The sequence below is a fragment of the Acidovorax sp. JHL-3 genome (assembly GCF_000526295.1).
In the GTDB taxonomy this organism is placed as follows: domain Bacteria; phylum Pseudomonadota; class Gammaproteobacteria; order Burkholderiales; family Burkholderiaceae_C; genus Acidovorax; species Acidovorax defluvii.
Genome location: NZ_JAFU01000004.1, coordinates 229,660 through 250,542, shown reverse-complemented (window position 1 = coordinate 250,542; position 20,883 = coordinate 229,660). Strand labels below are relative to the sequence as shown.

Annotated in this window: 19 protein-coding genes; 11 read left to right on the top strand and 8 right to left on the bottom strand. The window is 64.9% G+C overall.

The features are described 5' to 3' along the window. Positions 1–57: 57 nt before the first annotated feature. From K226_RS0116565 to K226_RS0116545, 5 genes are read left to right on the top strand one after another with little or no spacing between them, the layout of a single operon-like run. A complete protein-coding gene (locus K226_RS0116565) occupies positions 58–666 on the top strand; it encodes a TetR/AcrR family transcriptional regulator (protein WP_024815846.1) in 609 nt (202 codons plus the stop codon). Beyond that, the gene (locus K226_RS0116560; RefSeq protein WP_024815845.1) at positions 663–1,814 is read left to right on the top strand and encodes an efflux RND transporter periplasmic adaptor subunit; all 1,152 of its coding nucleotides are present in this window, start codon (positions 663–665) and stop codon (positions 1,812–1,814) included. Before K226_RS0116565 ends, K226_RS0116560 begins: the two co-directional genes overlap by 4 nt. Beyond that, on the top strand, positions 1,811–3,016 hold the full coding sequence (locus K226_RS0116555; protein WP_024815844.1) for an ABC transporter permease: 1,206 nt from the start codon (positions 1,811–1,813) through the stop codon (positions 3,014–3,016). Before K226_RS0116560 ends, K226_RS0116555 begins: the two co-directional genes overlap by 4 nt. A gap of 1 nt (position 3,017) precedes the next feature. Beyond that, positions 3,018–3,728, top strand: a complete 711-nt coding sequence (locus K226_RS0116550) for an ABC transporter ATP-binding protein (protein WP_024815843.1) — start codon at positions 3,018–3,020, stop codon at positions 3,726–3,728. A 29-nt stretch (positions 3,729–3,757) separates the two neighbouring features. After that, the gene (locus K226_RS0116545) at positions 3,758–5,239 is read left to right on the top strand and encodes an efflux transporter outer membrane subunit (protein ID WP_024815842.1); all 1,482 of its coding nucleotides are present in this window, start codon (positions 3,758–3,760) and stop codon (positions 5,237–5,239) included. A 36-nt stretch (positions 5,240–5,275) separates the two neighbouring features. Here the strand turns inward: K226_RS0116545 and K226_RS0116540 are convergent, their stop codons facing one another. The 4 genes from K226_RS0116540 to K226_RS0116525 all read right to left on the bottom strand — a co-directional run bounded on the left by K226_RS0116540 (position 5,276) and on the right by K226_RS0116525 (position 9,467). Continuing rightward, positions 5,276–5,515: a thioredoxin family protein gene (locus K226_RS0116540; protein ID WP_024815841.1), complete on the bottom strand. Its 240-nt coding sequence runs from the start codon at positions 5,513–5,515 to the stop codon at positions 5,276–5,278. 31 nt (positions 5,516–5,546) lie between these two features. Continuing rightward, positions 5,547–6,992, bottom strand: coding sequence for a permease (locus K226_RS0116535; RefSeq protein ID WP_024815840.1), 1,446 nt, complete (start codon positions 6,990–6,992; stop codon positions 5,547–5,549). 48 nt (positions 6,993–7,040) lie between these two features. Further along, on the bottom strand, positions 7,041–8,522 hold the full coding sequence (locus tag K226_RS0116530) for a SulP family inorganic anion transporter (RefSeq protein WP_024815839.1): 1,482 nt from the start codon (positions 8,520–8,522) through the stop codon (positions 7,041–7,043). Between the two features lie 318 nt (positions 8,523–8,840). Next, a complete protein-coding gene (locus tag K226_RS0116525; protein ID WP_024815838.1) occupies positions 8,841–9,467 on the bottom strand; it encodes an ANTAR domain-containing response regulator in 627 nt (208 codons plus the stop codon). A gap of 156 nt (positions 9,468–9,623) precedes the next feature. Between K226_RS0116525 and tsaD the strand changes: the two genes are divergently transcribed. The 5 genes from tsaD (at position 9,624) to K226_RS0116500 (ending at position 15,678) form a co-directional block, all read left to right on the top strand. Continuing rightward, positions 9,624–10,670, top strand: a complete 1,047-nt coding sequence (gene tsaD / locus K226_RS0116520; protein WP_024815837.1) for a tRNA (adenosine(37)-N6)-threonylcarbamoyltransferase complex transferase subunit TsaD — start codon at positions 9,624–9,626, stop codon at positions 10,668–10,670. Positions 10,671–10,818: 148 nt separating this feature from the next. Continuing rightward, entirely contained in the window at positions 10,819–12,270 is a 1,452-nt protein-coding gene (locus K226_RS0116515; protein ID WP_024815836.1) for an efflux transporter outer membrane subunit, read from the top strand. 50 nt (positions 12,271–12,320) lie between these two features. Next, positions 12,321–13,673, top strand: a complete 1,353-nt coding sequence (locus K226_RS0116510; RefSeq protein WP_024815835.1) for an efflux RND transporter periplasmic adaptor subunit — start codon at positions 12,321–12,323, stop codon at positions 13,671–13,673. Next, positions 13,670–14,473, top strand: a complete 804-nt coding sequence (locus K226_RS0116505; RefSeq protein ID WP_051463556.1) for an ABC transporter ATP-binding protein — start codon at positions 13,670–13,672, stop codon at positions 14,471–14,473. Before K226_RS0116510 ends, K226_RS0116505 begins: the two co-directional genes overlap by 4 nt. Then, positions 14,473–15,678, top strand: a complete 1,206-nt coding sequence (locus tag K226_RS0116500) for an ABC transporter permease (protein WP_024815833.1) — start codon at positions 14,473–14,475, stop codon at positions 15,676–15,678. The genes K226_RS0116505 and K226_RS0116500 overlap by 1 nt, the downstream gene beginning before the upstream one ends. 420 nt (positions 15,679–16,098) lie before the next feature. Here the strand turns inward: K226_RS0116500 and K226_RS0116490 are convergent, their stop codons facing one another. Beyond that, complete coding sequence (locus K226_RS0116490; protein WP_024815832.1) at positions 16,099–16,494, bottom strand: Hsp20/alpha crystallin family protein; 396 nt, start codon at positions 16,492–16,494, stop codon at positions 16,099–16,101. Positions 16,495–16,586: 92 nt separating this feature from the next. On the opposite strand from K226_RS0116490, the gene K226_RS0116485 reads away from it, so the two are divergent. After that, a complete protein-coding gene (locus K226_RS0116485) occupies positions 16,587–17,936 on the top strand; it encodes a branched-chain amino acid ABC transporter substrate-binding protein (RefSeq protein WP_024815831.1) in 1,350 nt (449 codons plus the stop codon). A 76-nt stretch (positions 17,937–18,012) separates the two neighbouring features. Here the strand turns inward: K226_RS0116485 and K226_RS0116480 are convergent, their stop codons facing one another. From K226_RS0116480 to mltB, 3 genes are read right to left on the bottom strand one after another with little or no spacing between them, the layout of a single operon-like run. Further along, positions 18,013–18,780 (bottom strand): ABC transporter permease, encoded by a 768-nt coding sequence (locus tag K226_RS0116480; protein ID WP_369795515.1) that lies wholly within the window; start codon positions 18,778–18,780, stop codon positions 18,013–18,015. Then, positions 18,780–19,745: an ABC transporter ATP-binding protein gene (locus tag K226_RS0116475; protein WP_024815829.1), complete on the bottom strand. Its 966-nt coding sequence runs from the start codon at positions 19,743–19,745 to the stop codon at positions 18,780–18,782. The genes K226_RS0116480 and K226_RS0116475 overlap by 1 nt, the downstream gene beginning before the upstream one ends. Positions 19,746–19,775: 30 nt before the next feature. Then, positions 19,776–20,876 (bottom strand): lytic murein transglycosylase B, encoded by a 1,101-nt coding sequence (gene mltB / locus K226_RS0116470; protein ID WP_024815828.1) that lies wholly within the window; start codon positions 20,874–20,876, stop codon positions 19,776–19,778. Positions 20,877–20,883 lie beyond the last annotated feature (7 nt).

Here is a 20,883-nt window from a genome sequence, read left to right as displayed (position 1 = left end):
TTCTGCCGTTCTTCGCATAAGATAGTAATCAATTACTATCTATTGATCGGGGTTTTCGTGGAAATCCATCCCAAGCATCTGCCGGCCGATGAGCGTCGTGCAGTGACTGTCGAGGCGGTTGTGGCGCTGGCGGGTTCACAAAACCCCAGCGAGATCACCACGGCGGCCATCGCCAAGCACATGAACCTGACCCAGGGTGCGCTGTTTCGGCACTTTCCGAACAAAGAGGCCATTTGGCAGGCCGTCATGGAGTGGGTGGCAGACCGTCTGCTGGCCCGAATTGACCGGTCCGCACAGGGCATCGAGTCTCCCCTTGCGGCCCTGGAGGCGATGTTCATGAGCCATATCGAGTTCGTGGCCGAGCACCCAGGCGTTCCCCGCATGATGTTTGGCGAGCTGCAGCGCGCTGAGTCGACTCCGGCCAAGCGCATGGTGCAGACCCTGATCCAGCGCTACGGCGAACGCTTGCATCGTCTCATCGAGAAAGGCAAGGCCAGCGGCGAGCTGTCGGCCTCGCTGGACAACGAGGCGGCCGCCACGCTGTTCATTGGCACGGTTCAGGGCCTGGTCATGCAGTCGTTGCTGGCGGGCGATGTGGGGCGCATGCACCGCGATGCGCCCAGGGTTTTTGCCATTTATCGGCGTGGAATCGGGAGTCACCAATGAAAAAATTGCCCTTGCAAGGCCGCACCCTCGCGCTGCTGGCCGTTGTCGTTCCGTTGTTGCTGCTTTTCATCTACGTGGGTTTGCGCTCGGGGCCGCTGGCGCCGGTAGCCGTGACGGTGGTCGAGGTGCAATCACGGGCCATCACGCCCGCGCTTTTTGGTATTGGCACGGTGCAGGCGCGCTACACCTACAAGATCGGGCCGACGGTGGCCGGGCGCGTCAAACGCCTGGAGGTGCAGGTAGGTGATCAGGTCAAGGCCGGACGGGTGCTGGGCGAAATGGAGCCGGTTGATCTGGATGACCGCGTGCGCTCACAGGACGCGGCCTACAAGCGGTCCCAGGCGGCCTTGACTGAGGCACAGGCCCGCCAAGCCCACGCGCAAACCCAGGCGCGCCGTTATGAGCAATTGCTCGCGGTGCGCTCGACCAGCGAAGAAATCGTTGCCACCAAACGGCAAGAGCTGCAGATCGCCGATGCCGCCCTGTCTGCGGCGCGGGAAGAAACCGCCCGGGCCCGCTCAGACCGCGAAGCGCTGGTGGCGCAGCGGAGCAATCTGCGCCTGATCGCGCCGGTGGATGGCGTGGTCGCCGTGCGCGATGCCGACCCCGGCACCACCATTGTTGCGGGCCAGGCCGTGGTGGAAGTGATCGACCCCAAGAGTTTGTGGATCCATGCGCGTTTTGACCAGATCAGTGCATCGGGGCTGGCCGCAGGGCTGCCTGCCCGCATTGCCTTGCGTTCGCGCACCGGCCAAGTGCTGGAAGGCCATGTGCTCCGGGTGGAGCCCAAGGCTGACGCGGTCACCGAGGAAACGCTTGCCAAAGTGGCCTTCAGCAGCATCCCGCAACCACTGCCCCCGGTGGGAGAGCTGGCCGAAGTCACGGCCGACCTGCCCACGCTTGCCGCTGCTCCATCGGTTCCCAACGCCGCCATTCGTCGTGATGGTGACAGGGTGGGGGTCTGGAAAATAGTGCAAGGCGATCTGCAGTTTTCTCCGCTCAAACTGGGTGCCACCGACCTGCAGGGCTACGTGCAGGTGCAAGAAGGGCTCAGCAACGGTGACCAGGTCGTGACCTACAGCGAAAAGGCACTGACGGCGCGCAGCCGCATCAAGGTGGTGGAGCAGATTCCCGGAGTTTCGCGATGATCAGCCTGGCCGGCCGCGACATTCTCCACGCCTGGGGAAAATTCGTTTTCACCGGCATTGGCCTGGGCCTGCTGATTGGGGTCACTCTGGTCATGGCCGGGGTGTACCGGGGCATGGTGGACGATGGCAAGGCGCTGCTCGACAACAGTGGCGCAGACCTGTGGGTGGTGCAAAAGGACACGCTGGGCCCCTATGCCGAGCCGTCCAGTCTCAACGATGACGTGTACCGCACCGTGCTGGCCATGCCGGGGGTGGCCCAGGCCGCCAACGTGACTTACCTGACCATGCAGGCACGCAAGGGCGACAGCGATGTGCGCACCATGGTGGTGGGCATTGCCCCTGGCGCGATGGGGGCCACGCCGGGCTGGCCGCCGTATCTGGTGGCGGGGCGCCAGATCACCCGGGGCCATTACGAGGCCGTGGCCGACATCGCCACCGGCTTCCAGCTGGGTGACGCGGTCAAAATCCGCCGCAACCACTACACCGTTGTGGGGTTGACCCGGCGCATGGTGTCCTCCAGTGGCGACCCGATGGTGTTCATTCCGCTCAAGGACGCGCAGGAGGCCCAGTTCCTCAAGGACAACGACGCCATTTGGCAAAGTCGGCGCCGCACCGAGGCCAACCCGGTCTTCAACCGACCCGGTGTTCCGGGCTTGCTGGATGCCGTGGTGGCCTCGCAGAGCACCAACGCGTTCGTCAATGCCGTGCTCGTCACGCTCAAGCCGGGGCAGGAGCCTGAAGAGGTGGCCGAGTCCATCCGCCGCTGGAAACGCATGACGGTTTACACCCGGGCGCAGATGGAGGGCATTCTGGTGGGCAAGCTGATCGCCACCTCGGCCAAGCAGATCGGCATGTTTCTGGTGATTCTGGCTGTGGTGAGTGCGGCCATCGTGGCCTTCATCATCTATTCGCTCACGATGGACAAGATCCGCGAGATCGCCGTCTTGAAGCTGATTGGCACGCGCAACCGCACCATCGCTGCCATGATCTTGCAGCAGGCGCTTGCCCTGGGCGTGATTGGCTTTGTGGTGGGCAAGATCACGGCCACCTTTGCGGCGCCGCTGTTTCCCAAATACGTGCTGCTGATGCCAGCCGACTCGATCGTCGGTTTTTTTGCCGTGCTCGCCATCTGCGTGCTGGCCAGCATTGTTGCCATTCGCATGGCGCTCAAGGTCGATCCGGCCGAAGCGATTGGAGGCTGAAATGGTCGGCAAAGGCATACGCATCGAAGGCTTGCGCAAACGTTATGGCGAAGGCGACACCGCTGTCGATGCCTTGAAAAACGTGGACATGCACGTCGAGCCGGGCGAGGTGGTGGGATTGATTGGCCCTTCGGGTTCGGGCAAGAGCACGCTGCTCAAATGCCTGGGTGCGGTAATTGACCCGAGCGGCGGCCGCATGACGCTGGGCGACGAAGTCATCTACGACGAGGGCTGGAAAGTGCGCGACCTGCGCGCCCTGCGGCGCGACAAGATCGGGTTCGTCTTCCAGGCCCCCTACCTGATTCCGTTTCTTGACGTTACCGATAACGTGGCGCTGCTGCCCATGCTCGCGGGCGTTGCCAATGGCGAGGCGCGCGCCCGGGCCCTTGAACTGCTCACGGCGCTGGACGTGCAACACCGCGCGCGTGCCATGCCCTCGCAGCTCTCGGGTGGCGAGCAGCAGCGGGTGGCCATTGCGCGTGGCCTGGTCAACCGCCCGCCCGTCATCCTGGCCGATGAACCCACCGCGCCGCTGGACAGCGAGCGTGCCATGGCGGTGATCCGCATCCTCAACGACATGGCCCGCAGGTTCGAAACCGCCATCATCGTCGTGACCCACGACGAAAAAATCATCCCGACTTTCAAGCGCATCTACCACATCCGCGACGGCGTGACCCATGAAGAAGCCGGTGAAGGGCGGGGGTTCGAATGAGAGAACGATGGAATGAAAAAGAGGTTTTTATGACCAACCGTCAACACCGCCGCGCACGCCGATTTGCAGCCATTTGCCTTGTGGCCGGCTTTGCCGCAGCCGGTCTGACGGGCTGCGCCGTTGGCCCTGATTTTCAGCGCCCCGTGGCACCCGATGCGACGCGCTACACCGCCACCGCGATGGCCGCCCACACTGCGTCTGCCCCCGCGCCGTTTGGCCAGGCACAACGCCTGGTGCCAGGGCTTGCCATCGATGCGCAGTGGTGGCGTGCGCTGGGTTCTCCGGCACTCGACGGACTGATCGACGAGGCGCTTCAGGCGAGTCCGCCCCTGGCGAGCGCCCGCGCCAATTTGCGGCAGGCACAGGAGCTTGTGTCCGCACGTTCAGGTTCAACGCAATTTCCGCAGGTGGATGTCGGGCTGGGTGCCCAGCGCCAGCAATCGAACCCCAGCAGCCAGGGGCAGAGCGGTGATGCGCGCCAGTTCAGCCTTTACAACGCCAGCGTGGGTGTGCATTACAACCTTGATCTGGCGGGTGGCAATCAGCGCGCACTTGAAGCCCTGGCTGCACGCGCTGACTACCGCCGCTTCGAATGGGATGCTGCGCGCCTTGCGCTGGCTGGCAACATCGCGGCCGCTGCCATCACCCGTGCGCGCCTTGCCGCGCAGCTGGACGCAACCACAGACATCGTGCGTGCGCAGGACGAGCAGCTGCGCCTGACCAACGAGCGCGTGCGGTTTGGCCAGGCATCGCCCGATGAAGTGTTGGGCCTGCAGGCCCAGGCAGAGCAAACGCGCGCTGAACAGCCTGCGCTGCGCAAACAACTGCAACAAACCGAGCATCTGCTGGCCGTGTTGGCCGGTCGTGCGCCGGGTGCCGGTGGCGTGCCTGCCTTCACGCTGAGCGATTTCACCCTGCCGGCCGATCTGCCACTGATGGTGCCTTCGGAGCTGGCGCGCCGCCGCCCGGATATCCAGGCGGCTGAAGCGTTGCTGCATGCGGCCAATGCGGACTATGGCGTGGCGGTCGCCAGGCTCTACCCGCAGCTCAACCTGAGCGCCAGTCTGGGCTCCCAGGCGCTGACCGCTGGCGCCCTGTTTGGTGGTGGTTCGGCAGTGTGGGCCCTGGTGGGGCAAATCACCCAGCCCCTGTTCAACCCCGGGTTGCCTGCCGAGAAACGGGCAGCGCTTGCCGCTCTGGATGCTGCTGCCGCCAACTACCAGAGCGTGGTGTTGCAGTCTTTGCGTAACGTGGCCGACACCCTGCGCGCGCTGGAAGGCGATGCGCAGTCCTTGGCGGCCCTGGCGGGCGCTGATTCGGCAGCACAGTCTTCCTTGCGGTCGGTGGAGCGGCAATACCTGCTGGGTGCTGCCAGCTACTTGCAGTTGCTGGTGGCGCAGCAACAGGCACAGCGCATGCGGACCAGCCTGGTGGCAGCCCAGGCGCAGCGCCTGGTCGACAGTGTGGCGTTGTATCAGGCGCTGGGTGGTGGCGTCAGCCTGGGCGATTAATCGCCCAGGTGGCCAGCCTCTCGGGTGCCCGCGGGATCAGGCGGTGGCCAGCCACTTGGCCACATCCGCAGTGGCCGGAATGCGGCCACTGCTCATGACCTTGTCATTGATCACCAGCGCCGGGGTGGACATCACGTCATAGGCCATGATCTCTTTCATGTCGCTGACCTTGACAAACTCGGCCGCAACATTGGCCTGGGTGGCGGCTTCACGGGCGACGGCTTCGAGCTTCTTGCAATTGGCGCAGCCAGAGCCGAGGATCTTGATGGTCAACATGTGAAATCTCCTGAAAAATGAGGGAAAGACATCAGGCCTGGGGCTGACCCGCGCCTCGTGCGCGCGACCAGAAGAAAGTGGTCACCACAACCAGCGAAAAAAGCCCCAGGGCCATTGCGGTGGATAGAAGTGCCGCACCATCAATCCAGGTGCCATAAATGAACCCTGCACAGATGCTGAACAAGGCCACCAGGCCCACGTAAGCGGCGGTTTTGGTGCGGCCAATCACGGCGGCAACCATCAACATGCTTTGCAGGCTGAGTTCGGGGTCGGCCATCAGGTAGGCCAGCAGTGGGCCGGGGTGCATGCCCAGGTCCAGGAACATGCGCGCCACCGGCACCTCGACCAGGGTGGGGAAGTACATGAACACGCCAAACCCCACCGCCACCGCGTTGGCCAGCACCGTGTTGCTACCAGCCACTGCCTCAATCCATTCGGGGCGGATGACCTGCCGCACCATGCCCACGATGAACACACCCACGATCAGCAGCACGAAAATCTGCTTGACGAAGCGCCAGGCTTCCCACAACCAGGCTTGCCATTCATCGGCGGGCAGTTGGCGGGCGAAGTGCCACACCGCCCCCAGCGCAAGGCCCACACCCAGCACACGGCCGGTCAGTGCGAGTTCCAGGCCGTCGGCGACAGGTGTCAGGCGCGCGGCAGCCACCAGCAAGGTGGTTGCAGCCAGGCCCAGCGCCACCCAGGTCCAGCGGTTGGCGCCATCCATGATGTTTTCCATGCCTTTCCAGGCCGTGGCCGCAATCATGAACAGCAGGGCTATCAGGACCGAGCCCTGAAAGCTCACGCCTTCTTCGCCTCTGGCCGCATCAAACGGTACCCACGCAAAAAGTGTGTCTTGCCACGCCTGTGCCCAGCCCAAAGGCAGCGTGGCGGAGCCCACGGTGGCCGTGAGGGGCCAGAGTTTCAATGTGCCTGCGATCAGCAGCGCCACCAGCGACAGCAGCACGCCCAGCGCAGCGGGGGCTATCTGCGCTTTGTCGGCAAAGGCGTCATCGGTTTCAGCATCGTGCGTGGCGTCATCGCGCCAGAAGATGCGCGACATCAGCAGACCGATGCCGATACCAAACAACAAACACAAGACCACCCGTGCCACCGCAAACTCAGGCCCCAGGATGCTGCCGGTGTAGGCCAGCGCCATGATGTTGCCCGCAGGCGCAAAAAAGAGAAAAGTGATGGCAGGCCCAATGCCTGCACCCTTGCGGTAAATGCCGGCAAACAAGGGCACGATGGTGCACGAGCACACCGCAATCAGCGACCCGGCCAGGGCCGCCGCCGGGTAAGAAACATAGGCCGGCGTGCTGCGACCGAGCCACCGGGTGATGCTGGCCTTGGGGATGAGTGCCGCCATGGCGCCCGCAATGAAAAACGCGGGCAGCAAACACAGCAACACATGCGCCGCAAGGTAAGAAGCCAGACTTCCGGCACCGCCGTTGAGCAGCTTGAGCATCAGATCCATGGTTCACGCCTTCAGCAGTTGCTGCGTTTCATTTTAGTGGCGGCAGGCTCAGTGCCCCATTAATATGCCGTCAGCGATGTCTTTGTCGTGCACGCCGAACCTGTCGACCAGGGTGGCGCTGGCTTCGTTGAGCCCCAGCACCTCCACCTCAGCCCCTTTGCGGCGGAACTTCAGCACCACCTTGTCCAGCGCATTGACCGCAGTGATGTCCCAGAAGTGGGCGTGCGTGAGGTCGATGCGAACGCGGCGTGGTGAGGCGTCGAAATCAAACGCATCGACAAACCGGTCGGCAGAGGCAAAGAACACCTGGCCATAGATCGCATAGCTGCGCGTTTCACCATCGTCTTCGGTCTGCGCCTCGATCAGCAGAATCTGGGCAATCTTGTGGGCAAAGAAGAAGCCCGACAGCAGCACACCCGTGAGCACACCGCGCGCCAGGTCGTGGGTGTAGACGGTCACCGCCACGGTGGCCAGCATCACCACGCTGGAGCTTTTGGGGTGCTCGCGCAGGTTTTTGAACGAACCCCAGTTGAACGTGCCGATGGACACCATGATCATCACCGCGACCAGGGCGGCCATGGGGATCTGCTTGACCCAGTCCCCCAGGAACACCACCAGAATCAGCAGCACCACCCCCGCCACCAGCGTGGACAAGCGCCCGCGCCCACCGGATTTCACGTTGATGACCGACTGACCGATCATGGCGCAGCCCGCCATCCCGCCTATGAAGCCCGTGGCGATGTTGGCCACACCCTGGCCCACGCATTCGCGGTTCTTGTTGCTTTTGGTGTCGGTCATGTCGTCCACGATGGTGGCCGTCATCAGCGACTCCAGCAAACCCACCACCATCAGCGTGACGGAATACGGAAGGATGATGCCCAGCGTTTCCCAGGCAAGGGGCACATCAGGCAGCAGGAACACCGGCAGGCTGTCGGGCAGCTCGCCCATGTCGCCCACCGTGCGGATGTCCAGCCCCAGGTAAATGGAAACGCCGGTCAGGAAAACAATGGTCACCAGCGGAGACGGCACCACCTTGGTGATGTAAGGCAGCCCGTAGATGATGCCCAGACCCGCCGCCGTCATGGCATACACCTGCCAGCCCACATTGGTCAGCTCGGGCAACTGGGCCATGAAAATCAGGATGGCCAGCGCGTTGACGAAGCCGGTAACCACCGAGCGGGAAACAAAACGCATCAGAACCCCGAGCTTGATCCAGCCAGCAATGATTTGCAGCACACCGGTCAACACTGTGGCGGCTAGCAGATACTGCAGCCCGTGGTCCTTGACCAGGGAGGCAATCACCAGCGCCATGGCCCCCGTGGCGGCGGAAATCATGCCGGGGCGACCGCCGGCGAAGGCAATGATGGTGGCAATGGAGAACGAGGCGTAGAGGCCAACCTTCGGGTCAACGCCCGCAATGATGGAGAACGCGATGGCCTCAGGGATCAGGGCCAATGCAACCACCAGACCGGCGAGCACATCGTTGCGGACATTGGAAAACCAGTCCAGCTTCAGGGTTTGTAGTGACATAGGGATCGCGGATCACCCGAACAGGGTGGTCCAAATACAGGGTGTGAGGTGCGCCAGGGGCCGTGCCCCGCGACAAAAATGGGAAAAGCAATGCCGGGCAAACTGCCCGTTGTGCATTCAGAACGTAAGCGCGTTCTAAGGGGGTGTGACGGAAAAGAAGTAGCCGCGCGGCAATGCCGAACCCCGAAAATGCACCGGGGCCGGTGGGTCAGAGTCGAAAAGCCGCGCCATGGGGGAAATTCTATCGCCCGGCAAACATGCGGTTGCATGGGGCTGTGCCAACGGGGCCCGCGCAGCCCACCGCCGTGGGCCGCCATCTCACCCCAGCAAATCCACCATCTCCAGCATCCGCCTGGCCACCTCGCCCAACTTCAGGCCCTTGTCCATGGCGGTCTTGCGCAGTTTTTCATACGCGGCTTGTTCGGACAGGCCCTGGCGCTGCATCAGCACGCCCTTGGCGCGGTCAATGGTCTTGCGGTCCTGCAGCTCGGTTTTGGCGTCGGCCAGCTCGGCACGCAGGGCCTGCTCGTGCTGAAAGCGCGCCATGGCGACATCGAGGATGGGTCGAATGCGCTGCGGCGCCAGGCCTGCGACGATATAGGCAGACACGCCAGCGGCCACGGCGTCTTTCACATGTGTGGTGTCTTCATCGTTGGTGAACATGACGATGGGGCGGCGTGCGGCGCGCGTGGCCATCACCACATGCTCCAGCGCATCGCGGGCCTCGCTCTCGGCGTCCACGATGATCATGTCGGGCTGCAACTGGGCCAGCCGCTCGCTCAGAAACACATCGGCGGGCAATGTGGCAATGAGATTGAAGTTGTTTTCCAGCAGGCCAATGCGCAGCGCGCGCGAGCGTTCGGCCTGTGTGGCGGCGTGTTCGTCGTCGGGGTCGGCAATGGCCAGGTCGGGGGCCACCACCACAATGCGCAGTGCGTCGGTCATGCCATGCAGCATGCAAGATTTACGCCACATATTGGTGCGCCGGTTTGGTGCACAGCCCTGGTGCAAGGGTGCACCTGCCGCTGCGCCCAGCAGTGCGTTGCACCGGGTTCAACCCGCAGGCGTGGCAGTGCGGGCCCCGGGTTTTACACTTGGGGCATGAGCTTGCTGATCCTGGGTATTGAATCTTCGTGCGATGAAACCGGCGTGGCGCTGGTCCGCTCTACTGGTGGGGTGGCTGTGCCCACCTTGCTGGCGCATGCGTTGCACAGCCAGATCGAGATGCACCAGGCGTATGGCGGCGTGGTGCCCGAGCTGGCCAGCCGCGACCATATCCGCCGGGTGCTCCCTCTCACCGAGGCCGTGATGGCCGAAGCAGGCCAGCGCCTGGCAGATGTGGACGTGGTGGCTTACACCCGCGGGCCGGGCCTGGCAGGGGCGCTGCTGGTGGGGGCTGGCGTGGCCTGCGCGCTGGGTGCGGCGCTCGACAAGCCCGTGCTGGGCGTGCACCACCTCGAAGGGCATTTGCTGTCGCCCTTTTTAAGTGCCGACCCCCCTGAATTTCCTTTCGTGGCGCTACTGGTATCGGGTGGCCACACCCAGCTCATGCGCGTGGATGGCGTGGGGCGCTATGAATTGCTGGGCGAGACCATTGACGATGCGGCGGGAGAGGCGTTTGACAAGTCGGCCAAGCTGATGGGCCTGGGCTACCCCGGAGGGCCGGCCTTGTCGCGCCTGGCCGAGCAGGGCAGCGCCACGGCGTTCAAGCTGCCCCGCCCCTTGCTGCACAGTGGCAACCTCGATTTTTCTTTTGCCGGCCTCAAGACAGCGGTGCTCACGCAAGCCAAAAAACTCGGGGATGAGCTGCAAGCGCGCAAGGCCGATCTGGCCGCCAGCACCGAGGCGGCCATTGTGGATGTGCTGGTCAGAAAAACGCTGACCGCCCTGCGCCAGACGGGTCTGCAGCGGGTGGTGGTGGCCGGCGGCGTGGGGGCTAACCGGCACCTGCGCAGCCAGCTCAATGCGGCCTGCACGCAGCAAAAGGTGCGCGTGCACTACCCCGAACTGCACCTGTGCACCGACAACGGCGCCATGATTGCCATGGCCGCTGCCCTGCGGCTGCAGGCGGGCCAGCAGACGGCCAACCGCGACTATGCGTTTGACGTCAAACCCCGCTGGCCCCTGCACGCCCTGGCCGCGTCCTGACATTGCGTTGAACAACGAGACCGGGCATGCCGCCGTGGGGCCTGCGTTGGCGATGTGCAGCAGCTTTACCCGGGCTTCACTCTTCTGCATCGGGCAATACATGCCCGCACCGCACAATGGGGCATGCAACGCTTGCCGCTTCTTTCCCATGAATGAACCATCTTTTGCCGCTGCCGGGCGCACGCCTTTGCGCGGCCCCTTTCGTTTTCGGGCTGCTTTCGGGTTTTTGGGGGTGACCTCGGCGGTGGCCCTGCTGGCCGGCTGTGCCAGCCTGGTGTCGCCCGACAGCCGCTTGCCACAGACCCCGGTTCCGTCGGCGTGGTCGGTGCAGCCACCGTCTGGCAGCGTGGGGCTGGCGCAGCCGGTCACACCGCTGGCGCAGTGGTGGCAGCGGTTCAACGACCCACAGCTCACGCAGCTGGTCACGCAGACCCTTCAGTCCAACACCAGCCTGCGCAGCGCGCAAGCCTCCTTGCAGCAGGCGCGTGCCCAGGTGGATGTGCAGTCTGCAGGCCTGCTGCCCAGTGTGGGGACTTCAGCCTCGGCGCAGCGCAGCCGGGCATCGAACAACACGGGCAGCAGTTTTCAGGCGGGTTTTGATGCCAGCTGGGAGCCCGATGTGTTTGGCCGCCTGCGCAGCGGCGTGAGCGCCAGCGCAGCCGACGCCCAGGCCGCCGAGGCCAGCCTGGCCGACGTGCAGGTGTCTCTGGCCGCCGAAACGGCCGTCAACTACATCGAGTTGCGGGGCCTGCAGCAGCGGCTGGCCATTGCGCGCAGCAACCTGGCCAGCCAGCAGGAAACCCTGCAGATCACCCAGTGGCGCCTGCAGGCCGGGCTCACCACCTCGCTGGTGTCCGAGCAGGCCCGCGCGGCGGCCGAGCAGACGGCCGCGCAGATTCCGGTGCTCGAGTCCAGCCTGGCCCAGTCGCGCCACAGCCTGGCCGTGCTCACCGGGCAGGCCCCGCTGGCGCTGGATGGGTTGTTGGCCGACTCGGTCGCCGTGCCGCAGCCCGCGCAAGACCTTGCGCTGGCCATTCCTGCCGAAACGCTGCGCCAGCGGCCCGATGTGCGTGCTGCCGAACAGCGCATTGCCGCTGCGCTGGCGCGGGTGTCGCAGGCCGATGCCGCGCGCTACCCGGACTTCCGTATCTCGGGCAATCTGGGCCTGCGCGCCCTCACGGTGGGAGCCCTTACCAACGGCAGCTCCATCGCCAGCGCCTTGCTGGCCAGTGTGTCGATGCCGCTGATGGATGGTGGCGCGGCGCGTGCCCAGGTGCGTGTGCAGGAGGCAGCTTTGGAGCAGGCCCGTGTGGGCTATGAGGCTTCGGTGCTCACGGCGCTGAAGGATGTGGAAGATGCCCTGGTGGCACTGCGCGGCGATCGTGAGCGCCTGGTGCGGCTGCAGGCTGCTGCCGATGCCGCAGGCAATGCAGCCTTGCTGGCCCAGCAGCGCTACAGCAGCGGCCTGATCGACTTCCAGTCGGTGCTGGAAACCCAGCGCACGCTGCTGTCCACCCAGGACAGCTTGGCCGCCACGGTGGCCAGCATTTCTGCCGACCATGTGCGGCTGTACAAGGCGCTGGGCGGCGGCTGGCAATAGCCCGCGCCAGCCCCCGAACGCGCACCCAACCCCTACCGAATGCCATGGCCATGACTTCTTCAGAAAAAATCACACCTCCCGCCAGCCCATCCACCCCCGCCGACCTGCAGACGCTGATCGGTGGCGGCCCAACGCGCCGCTGGTGGCAGCGCTCCACCCTGTGGCTGGGCGTGGCGGTGCTGCTGGCGGCGGGCGGCGGCCTCTACTACTGGCAAAGCCAGCAGCGCGCCAAAGCCGCACCGGTGTATGTGACCGAAGAGGTGCGCCGCGGCAACCTCACGCTCAACGTGTCGGCCAACGGCACCCTGCAGCCCACGCGGGCGGTGACCATCGGCAGCGAGCTGTCGGGTACGGTCAGAAACGTGCTGGTGGACGTCAACGACAAGGTCAAAAAGGGGCAGGTGCTGGTCGAGCTCGACACCGCCAAGCTCGATGCGCAGGTGCTGCGCTCGCGCGCCTCGCTGGCGGCTGCGCAGGCGCGCCTGGCGCAGGCGGCGGCCACCACCAAAGAGGCACAGGCTGGCTTTGGCCGGCTGCAAGAGGTGGCACGCCTGTCGGGCGGCAAGGTGCCGTCGGCCGCCGAGCTTGACAGCGGCCGTGCCACGCTCGACCGTGCCCATGCCGACGAGGCCAGTGCGCGCGCATCGGTGGACGACGCCCGGGCGGCGCTCTCCACCGATGTCACCAATTTGTCCAAGGCTTCGATCCGCTCGCCCATCAACGGCGTGGTGCTGACCCGCACCGTCGAGCCCGGCAACGCCGTGGCCGCCTCGCTGCAGGCCGTGACGCTGTTCACGCTGGCCGAAGACCTGACGCGACTGCGGCTGGATGTGAGCGTGGACGAGGCCGATGTGGGCTCGGTAAAACTCGACCAGAAAGCCAGCTTCACCGTCAGCGCCTATCCCTCGCGCCGTTATCCGGCCAAGGTGACGCGGGTGTCGTTTGGCTCCACCAAAACCGACAACGTGGTCACCTACATCACCTGGCTGGAGGTGGACAACTCCGATCTGAGCCTGCGCCCCGGCATGACGGCGGCGGCCACCATCACCTCGACCGAGCGCAACGATGTGCTGCTGGTGCCCAACACGGCGCTGCGGTTTACCCCGGCGGTTGCCGCAGGGGCGGCGGCGCAGCCGGCGTCGTCGTCGTCGGGCGGCGGCATCATCTCGCAGCTCATGCCGCGCATGCCACGCTCGGGCACGCGCCGGGCGGGCGGTACCGGCGATGCGGCAGACGGCGCGGGCCGTGTGCGCCAGGTGTGGGTGCTCAAGGACGGCGTGGCGCAAGCCGTGAATGTGCAAGTGGGTATCAGCGACGGCCGCAAGACCGAGGTCAGCGGCGAAGGCCTGGCCGAGGGCATGGCCGTGATCACCGACCAGCGCTCTGCCGGGGCCGCGCCATGAGCGAGGCCGCAGCAGCCACCGGGCAGCGCGCGCGGGTGCCGGCCGATGCGCCGCCCCTCATCCGCCTGCGCGGTGTGACCAAGGTGTATGGCGAGGGCGCGCTGGCCTTTCAGGCGCTCAAGGGCGTGGACCTGGACATCGCCCAGGGCGATTTTGTGGCCATCATGGGCCCCAGCGGTTCTGGCAAATCGACCGCCATGAACACCCTGGGATGCCTCGACCGGCCTACGGCGGGCGAGTACCTGTTCAAGGGCGTGCATGTCGAGTCGCTCTCGCGCGACGAGCGCGCGCGCCTGCGCCGGCAGTTTTTTGGCTTTGTGTTCCAGGGTTTCAACCTGCTGGCGCGCACCTCGGCGCAAGAAAACGTCGAACTGCCCCTGCTGTACCGGGGCGAATCGACCAACGCGCGCCACGCCGCAGCGGCCCGCGCGCTGGACGCCGTGGGCCTCAAGGGCTGGGAGCACCACACCCCGTCCGAGCTGTCGGGCGGCCAGCAACAGCGCGTGGCCATTGCGCGCGCCATCGTCACCCAGCCAGCCGTGCTGCTGGCCGACGAACCCACCGGCAACCTCGACACCCAGCGGGGCCAGGAAATCATGGAGCTTTTGTGGCGGCTCAATGCCGACCAGGGCATTACCGTGCTGATGGTCACGCACGAGCCCGACATGGCCGCCTATGCGCGGCGCATCGTGCGCTTTGTCGATGGCAAGGTAGACAGCGATGCACCCAACCCGCACCCCGTGGGCCTGCGCACCCCGGTGGTTGCCGTGCCTGCCACGCCAGTGCCTGAGGTCTCCTGATGCTGCTCAACACCCTTTTGCTCGCATTGCGCTCCATCCGGCGCAACCTGATGCGCTCGTTTCTCACCATCCTGGGCATCGTGATCGGTGTCAGCGCCGTCATCACCATGGTCACGCTGGGCAATGGCGCCACCATGGCGGTGCAAAACCAGATCTCCGGCCTGGGCACCAACCTGCTGCAGGTGCGCCCCGGCCAGCGCATGGGCCCTGGCGGCGGGTCGGGCGCCCCCGCATTCAAGGACACCGATGCCGACGCCATCGCCCAGCAGATTGGCGGCATTCTGGCCGTGGCACCCGAGGCGCGGGCCGGCGCCACCGTGGTGGCCGGCGGGCGCAACTGGACCACCAGCATCATCGGCAGCACCAATGCCTGGCTGCAGACGGGCAACTGGGCCGTGCGCACCGGGCGGGTTTTTTCGGATGCCGAGCTGCGCGCGGGCGCCGCCGTGTGCCTGATTGGTGAAACCGTGCGCCGTGAGCTCTATGGCACGCGCGACGCCGTAGGCGAGCAGTTGCGGGTGAAGGCGTTTTCGTGCGAGGTGGTGGGCGTGCTGGCTTCCAAGGGGCAGGGTGCCTTTGGCAACGACCAGGACGACACCGTGGTGGTGCCCCTGCGCACGCTGCAGCGCCGCGTGACCGGCAACACCCGCGTCAACACCCTGCTGGTGTCCATGCAGGACGGCAGCGACCCCGAGCGCGTGAAGGCCAGCCTGACGCAGCTGCTGCGCGAGCTGCGCAAGCTGTCCGACACCGATGAAGACAACTTCAATGTGCTTGACACCAAGCAGCTGGCCGACACACTGTCGGGCACCACCAAGGTGCTGACCATGCTGCTGGGCGCGGTGGCCGCGGTGAGCCTGCTGGTGGGTGGCATCGGCATCATGAACATCATGCTGGTCAGCGTGACCGAACGCACCCGCGAAATCGGCCTGCGCCTGGCCATTGGGGCGCTGGAGCGCGAGGTACTTCTGCAGTTTCTGATCGAGGCCGTAGTGCTGGCTGCCCTGGGTGGGCTGATCGGCATTGTGCTGGCCACGGGGGCATCGATAGGCCTGTCGGCCCTGATGAAAGTGCCTTACATCTTCAACCCTGGCGTCAACCTGCTGTCGTTCTTTTTCTCGGCCGGGATCGGCGTGTTGTTTGGCTATTTTCCGGCCCGCCGCGCGGCGCGCATGGACCCGATCGACGCGCTGCGGCATGAGTGATGCGGATGGGCGACCAAAGCGCCCACTGCGTTGCTGCGCCAGTGCCAGTGCACGGGCACCGACTGCGCGGCTTCACGGATGCCCGGTGCATTGCAAGTTTGGGAGAAGCAGGGTCGTTTGCGCGGTTACAGATTGTTTTGCTATTGTAATAATAGCTGTAAGCGCTTGCTATGTAAGGGCTAAGGCCATATTTGGCATCAAATCTGTATGGCTGGCGCTGTCAGCCTGTGTGGTGCCGCCATTGAAGGCGTTTCGCCCGCCACGCACACGCGGTTGCGGCCAGTGTTCTTGGCTTGGTACAGGGCCACATCGGCGCTGGCCCCTGCATAGGGTTGTGCAAGAAAAACCGCCTGAAACATGCGCGTTTCAGGCGGTTTTTACAGCGGACTAAGCGGCCATGGTGGGGTCGTTCACACCTTCTCAGTGCACGACCAGTTGCACCGATTTGTCGGTCGGCACCATGCGGGCCAAGGTAAGTGTGAGCACGCCGTTTTCCAGCTTGGCCGTGCTGGCGGTGGCATCAATTTCATCGGCCAACTCCCAGGCGCGCTGCACCTGGCGGGGTGCGCCGGCCACGCTTTGCAGCTTGACCACATTGCCTTCGATGCTGATTTGCAGCTGCTCGCGTGCCAGGCCGGGCACATCGAGTTGCAGTGTGGTGGCCTTGTCGTCCTGGGTCACGGTGCAGCCGGCGGTGCTGGTGCTGGCGCGGGCAGGTGTTTCAAGGGCGCCCATCAGGAAGCGTTGCAGCGCCAGGTCGGCAGAGCGGGGGGCGTTGGCGTAGGCGGCGCGGCGGATCACGGGGGCGAAAATCATGGGGTAGCTCCTATACACTGCGCGGCTCTCGGTGTGGTCGCCGCATGGTCAAAAGGTGTGTGCATCCCCGGCTCTTTCAAGGGAAAAATCACATGAATAAATTGAACCCAGCAGGCTTGAAATCGGGCGTTGTGGCCTTACGGCGCGGCCTTTGCGCGCTGGCGGGCGCTGCCACCGTTGGCCTGTTGCCGCTGACGGCTGCCCATGCACAGCAGCCCACCAGCGCTACCGCTGCGGCCACCCAGGCGCGGCCCGTGAAGCTGGCCCTCATCGAAAGCCTCTCTGGTCCTTTCGCCAACACGGGCGAAGCGATTTTTCGCAACATCTTCTGGGCCATCGAGCGCGTGAATGCGCGCGGCGGCGTGCAACTGCCCGCAGCCGCTGGCGGCGCGCGGCCGCTGGCGCTGGAGCGCTACGACAGCAAGGGCCAGAACGAAGAGGCCCTGTCAGCGCTGCGCGCGGCCATCGATGACGGCGCGCAGGTCGTCCTGCAGGGCAATTCATCGTCCACCGCAGCGGTGCTGATCGAGGCCATCAACAAACACAATGAGCGCGAGCCGGGCAAGCGCGTGCTGTTCCTCAACTACTCGGCGGTAGATCCCATCCTCACCAACGAGAAATGCAGCTTCTGGCATTTTCGCTTTGATGCCCACGCCGACATGCGCATGGCCGCGCTCATGGAAGTGGTGCGTGAGGACAAAACGCTCAAAAGCGTGTACCTCATCGGTCAGGACTACAGCTTTGGCCAGGCCGTGCTGCGCGAGGCCAAAAAGCAGCTGGCCGCGCAGCGCCCCGATGTGGCCGTGGTGGGCGACGAGCTGCACCCCCTGGGCCGCGTGAAAGACTTTGCGCCCTATGCCGTCAAGATCAAGTCCAGCGGCGCGCAGGCGGTGGTCACAGGCAACTGGGGCAATGACCTGACGCTGCTCGTGAAGGCCGCGCGGGAAGTGGGGTTTGATGGCAGCTTTTTCACCTTTTATGGCAACGCACTGGGCGCCCCCGCTGCTATAGGCGATGCCGGTGTGGGCAAGGTGGTGGCCGTGGCCGACTGGCTGCCCAATGTGCCGGGCGCGCAAAGCGAGGCGTTCTACCGTTCGTTCAGGGCGCGTTTTCCGCAGCCGCAAGACGACTATGTGCACATGCGCATGCAGCTCATGGTGGAGGCGCTGGCCCAGTCCATCGAGCGCGCGGGCAGCACCGACGTGGTGGCTGTGGCACGGCAGATGGAAAAAGCCAGCGTGCAGCTGGCCGGACAGGGCGGCACCATGCGCGCGGCCGACCACCAGTTTCAGCAGGCCCTGGCCGTGGGGGTGATGGACAAAAAGGGCACGCCCGGCGTGAAGTTTGACGTGGAAGGCTCGGGCTATGGCTTTCGCGTGGTGCGGCAGATCGCCGCCGCCAAGGCGCAGCAGCCGCACAGCTGCACCATGCAGCGGTTTTGAGCGTGCTTGCGCGGCGGGTGGGTGGCGTGCTGCAGCCACCGCCCCGCTGCGCTTGGCGCGGCACCGACCTTGGCGCTCAGCGCCGAATCCGGTAGCCCGTCTTGAACACCCACCACACTGCGGCGAGACACGCCGCCATAAACATCAGCGTCATGCCCACGCTCACGCCAATGTGCACGTCGGCCGAACCATAAAAGGCCCAGCGCAGGCCGCTGATGAGGTAAACCACCGGGTTGAACAGCGACACCGTCTGCCAAAAGGGCGGCAGCATGTTGATGCTGTAGAAGGCCCCGCCCAGAAACGTCAGCGGCGTGACCACCAGCAGCGGAATGATCTGCAGCTTCTGAAAGCTGTCGGCCCACAGGCCGATGAGAAAACCGAACAGGCAGAAAGTGATGGCCGTGAGCACCAGAAAGCCGAGCATCCACACCGGGTGCGCGATCTCGTAGGGCACAAAGACCCGCGCCGTTGCCAGGATCAGCGCGCCCACCATCAGCGATTTGGTGGCCGCCGCGCCCACATAGCCCAGCAGCACCTCGACCCAGTTGACCGGCGCGCTCAGCAGCTCGTAAATGGTGCCTGACCATTTGGGCATGTAGATGCCAAAGGACGCGTTGGAAATGCTCTCGGAGAGCAGCGACAGCATCAACAGGCCCGGGATGATGTAGGCGCCATAGTCCACGCCCCCAATGTCGCCCATGCGCGAGCCAATGGCCGAGCCGAAGACGATGAAATACAGCGAGGTCGAGAGCACGGGCGCAATCAGGCTTTGCGCCCAGGTGCGAAAGGCGCGGTTCATCTCGAAGCGGTAAATGGCGCGCACGCCATGCAGGTTCAGTCCCATCATTGGCCGGCTTTCTGTTCGTGAACGAGGCTGACGAAGATGTCTTCGAGCGAGCTCTCCGATGAATGCAGATCCTTGAAGTCGATGCCGTGCTCGCCCAGTGCGCGCAGCAGCGCAGCGATGCCGGTGTCTTCCTGCTGGGTGTCAAAGCTGTAGGTCAGCGCATGGCCGTCGGCAGACAGGGCCAGTGGCCAGCGCGCAAGCGATTCGGGCACGCGCTCCATGGGGTGCTGCAGCGTGAGGGTCAGCTGTTTTTTGCCGAGCTTGCGCATCAGCACGTTTTTGTCTTCCACCACGATCAGTTCGCCCTGGCGGATCACGCCGATGCGGTCGGCCATGTCCTCGGCTTCCTCGATGTAGTGCGTGGTCAGGATGATGGTGGTGCCTGCATCGCGCAGCGCGCGCACCAGGCGCCACATGTCGTGGCGCAGCTCCACGTCCACCCCGGCGCTGGGTTCGTCGAGGAACAAAATTTTCGGCTCATGCGAAAGCGCCTTGGCGATCAGCACGCGGCGCTTCATGCCGCCCGAAAGCGCCAGTATTTTGGTGTCCCGCTTGTCCCAGAGCGAGAGGTCTTTCAGGATCTTTTCGATCAGCGCCGGATTGGGGGCCTTGCCAAACAGCCCGCGGCTGAAGCTCACGGTGGCCCACACGGTTTCGAACGAGTCGGTGTGCAGCTCTTGCGGCACCAGGCCGATGGCGGCGCGGGCTGCGCGGTAATCGCGCACGGTGTCATGGCCGTCGGCCGTCACGCTGCCTTCGGTGGCATTGGTCATGCCGCAGATGACGCTGATCAGCGTGGTTTTGCCAGCGCCATTGGGGCCGAGCAGGGCAAAAATCTCGCCGCGGTGGATGTCCAGGTTGACGTTTTTCAGCGCCTGGAATCCGCCCGCGTAGGTTTTGCCGAGGCCGCGCACGCGCACGATGGCGTCTGCTGCGGGCGTTGAAAGGAGGGTGGCAGGCATGGATGGTTGTGTTGAATGAGGTCGGGAAGGTTAGCGTGCACGCGCTGCGGCCACCTCGCGCCCCAGCTCGATCACCGCCATGGCGTAGTAGCTGGACCAGTTGTAGCGCGTGATGGCGTAAAAATTCTCGGTGCCGGCGACGTAGCTGGGGGTGTCGCCGCCGTTTTGCAGCTCTACCAGCGCCAGGGGCCCGGTGTGCTGGGCACCTGTGGCATCCAGCACAGCGCCCTTGGCCTGCATGCTGGCGGCGCTGAAGGTGGGCAGGATGTCGGGGGCCAGCAGCTCGTCGAGTTGCACGCGTGCGGGATCGGAGTCGAACTGCACGCTGTAGTGCGTGGCCATGCCCGGCGTCCAGCCGTGGGCAATGAAGTAATTGGCCACCGAGCCAATGGCGTCGGCAGGGCTGTTGAACAGGTCCACGCTGCCGTCGCCGTCGAAATCAATGGCGTGGCGTACCCAGCTGGAGGGCATGAACTGACCCAGTCCCATGGCACCGGCGTAGCTGCCGCGTGGCTCGAACGGATCGACGTTGGTGCGGTGCGTGAGGCTTAAAAACTGCTCCAGCTCGCGCTTGAAGAACTCGGTGCGTTCGGCGGCGCGCGGGTGTGCGGCAGGAAAATCAAAGGCCAGGGTGGCCAACGCGTCCATCACCCGGAAGTTGCCCATTTGCTGACCGTAGATGGTTTCCACACCGATGATGCCCACGATGGCTTGCGCGGGCACGCCAAATTCGCTTTCGGCACGCGCCAGTGTGTCGGCGTTGTCTTGCCAAAAGCGCAGGCCCGCGCGGATGCGCACCGGGTCGATGAAGCGGCTGCGGTACACCCGCCAGTTCTTGGCCGTGCCCCTGGGCGGCGGCAGCATGAGCTTGGGCACCTGGGGCAAAAAGCGCGCCTGCCCAATGGCTTGGCGCACCCATTCGCGGTCCAGGTCGCGGCGCTGTGCCAGGTCGTCGGCAAATTGCAGCGCCTCGGGGCGCGTGGCGTAGACGGTGCTGCCGTTCGCTGCGGTGCTGCGGGCGGTGGCGGAGGCCTGGGTTTTGCCAGAATTTTGGTGTTTTTGGGCGCTAGCGCTTATGGGTATTGCGCAAGCAGCTATTAATAATATAGCGGTTGATACGGTTTTCAGCATGTCGGTG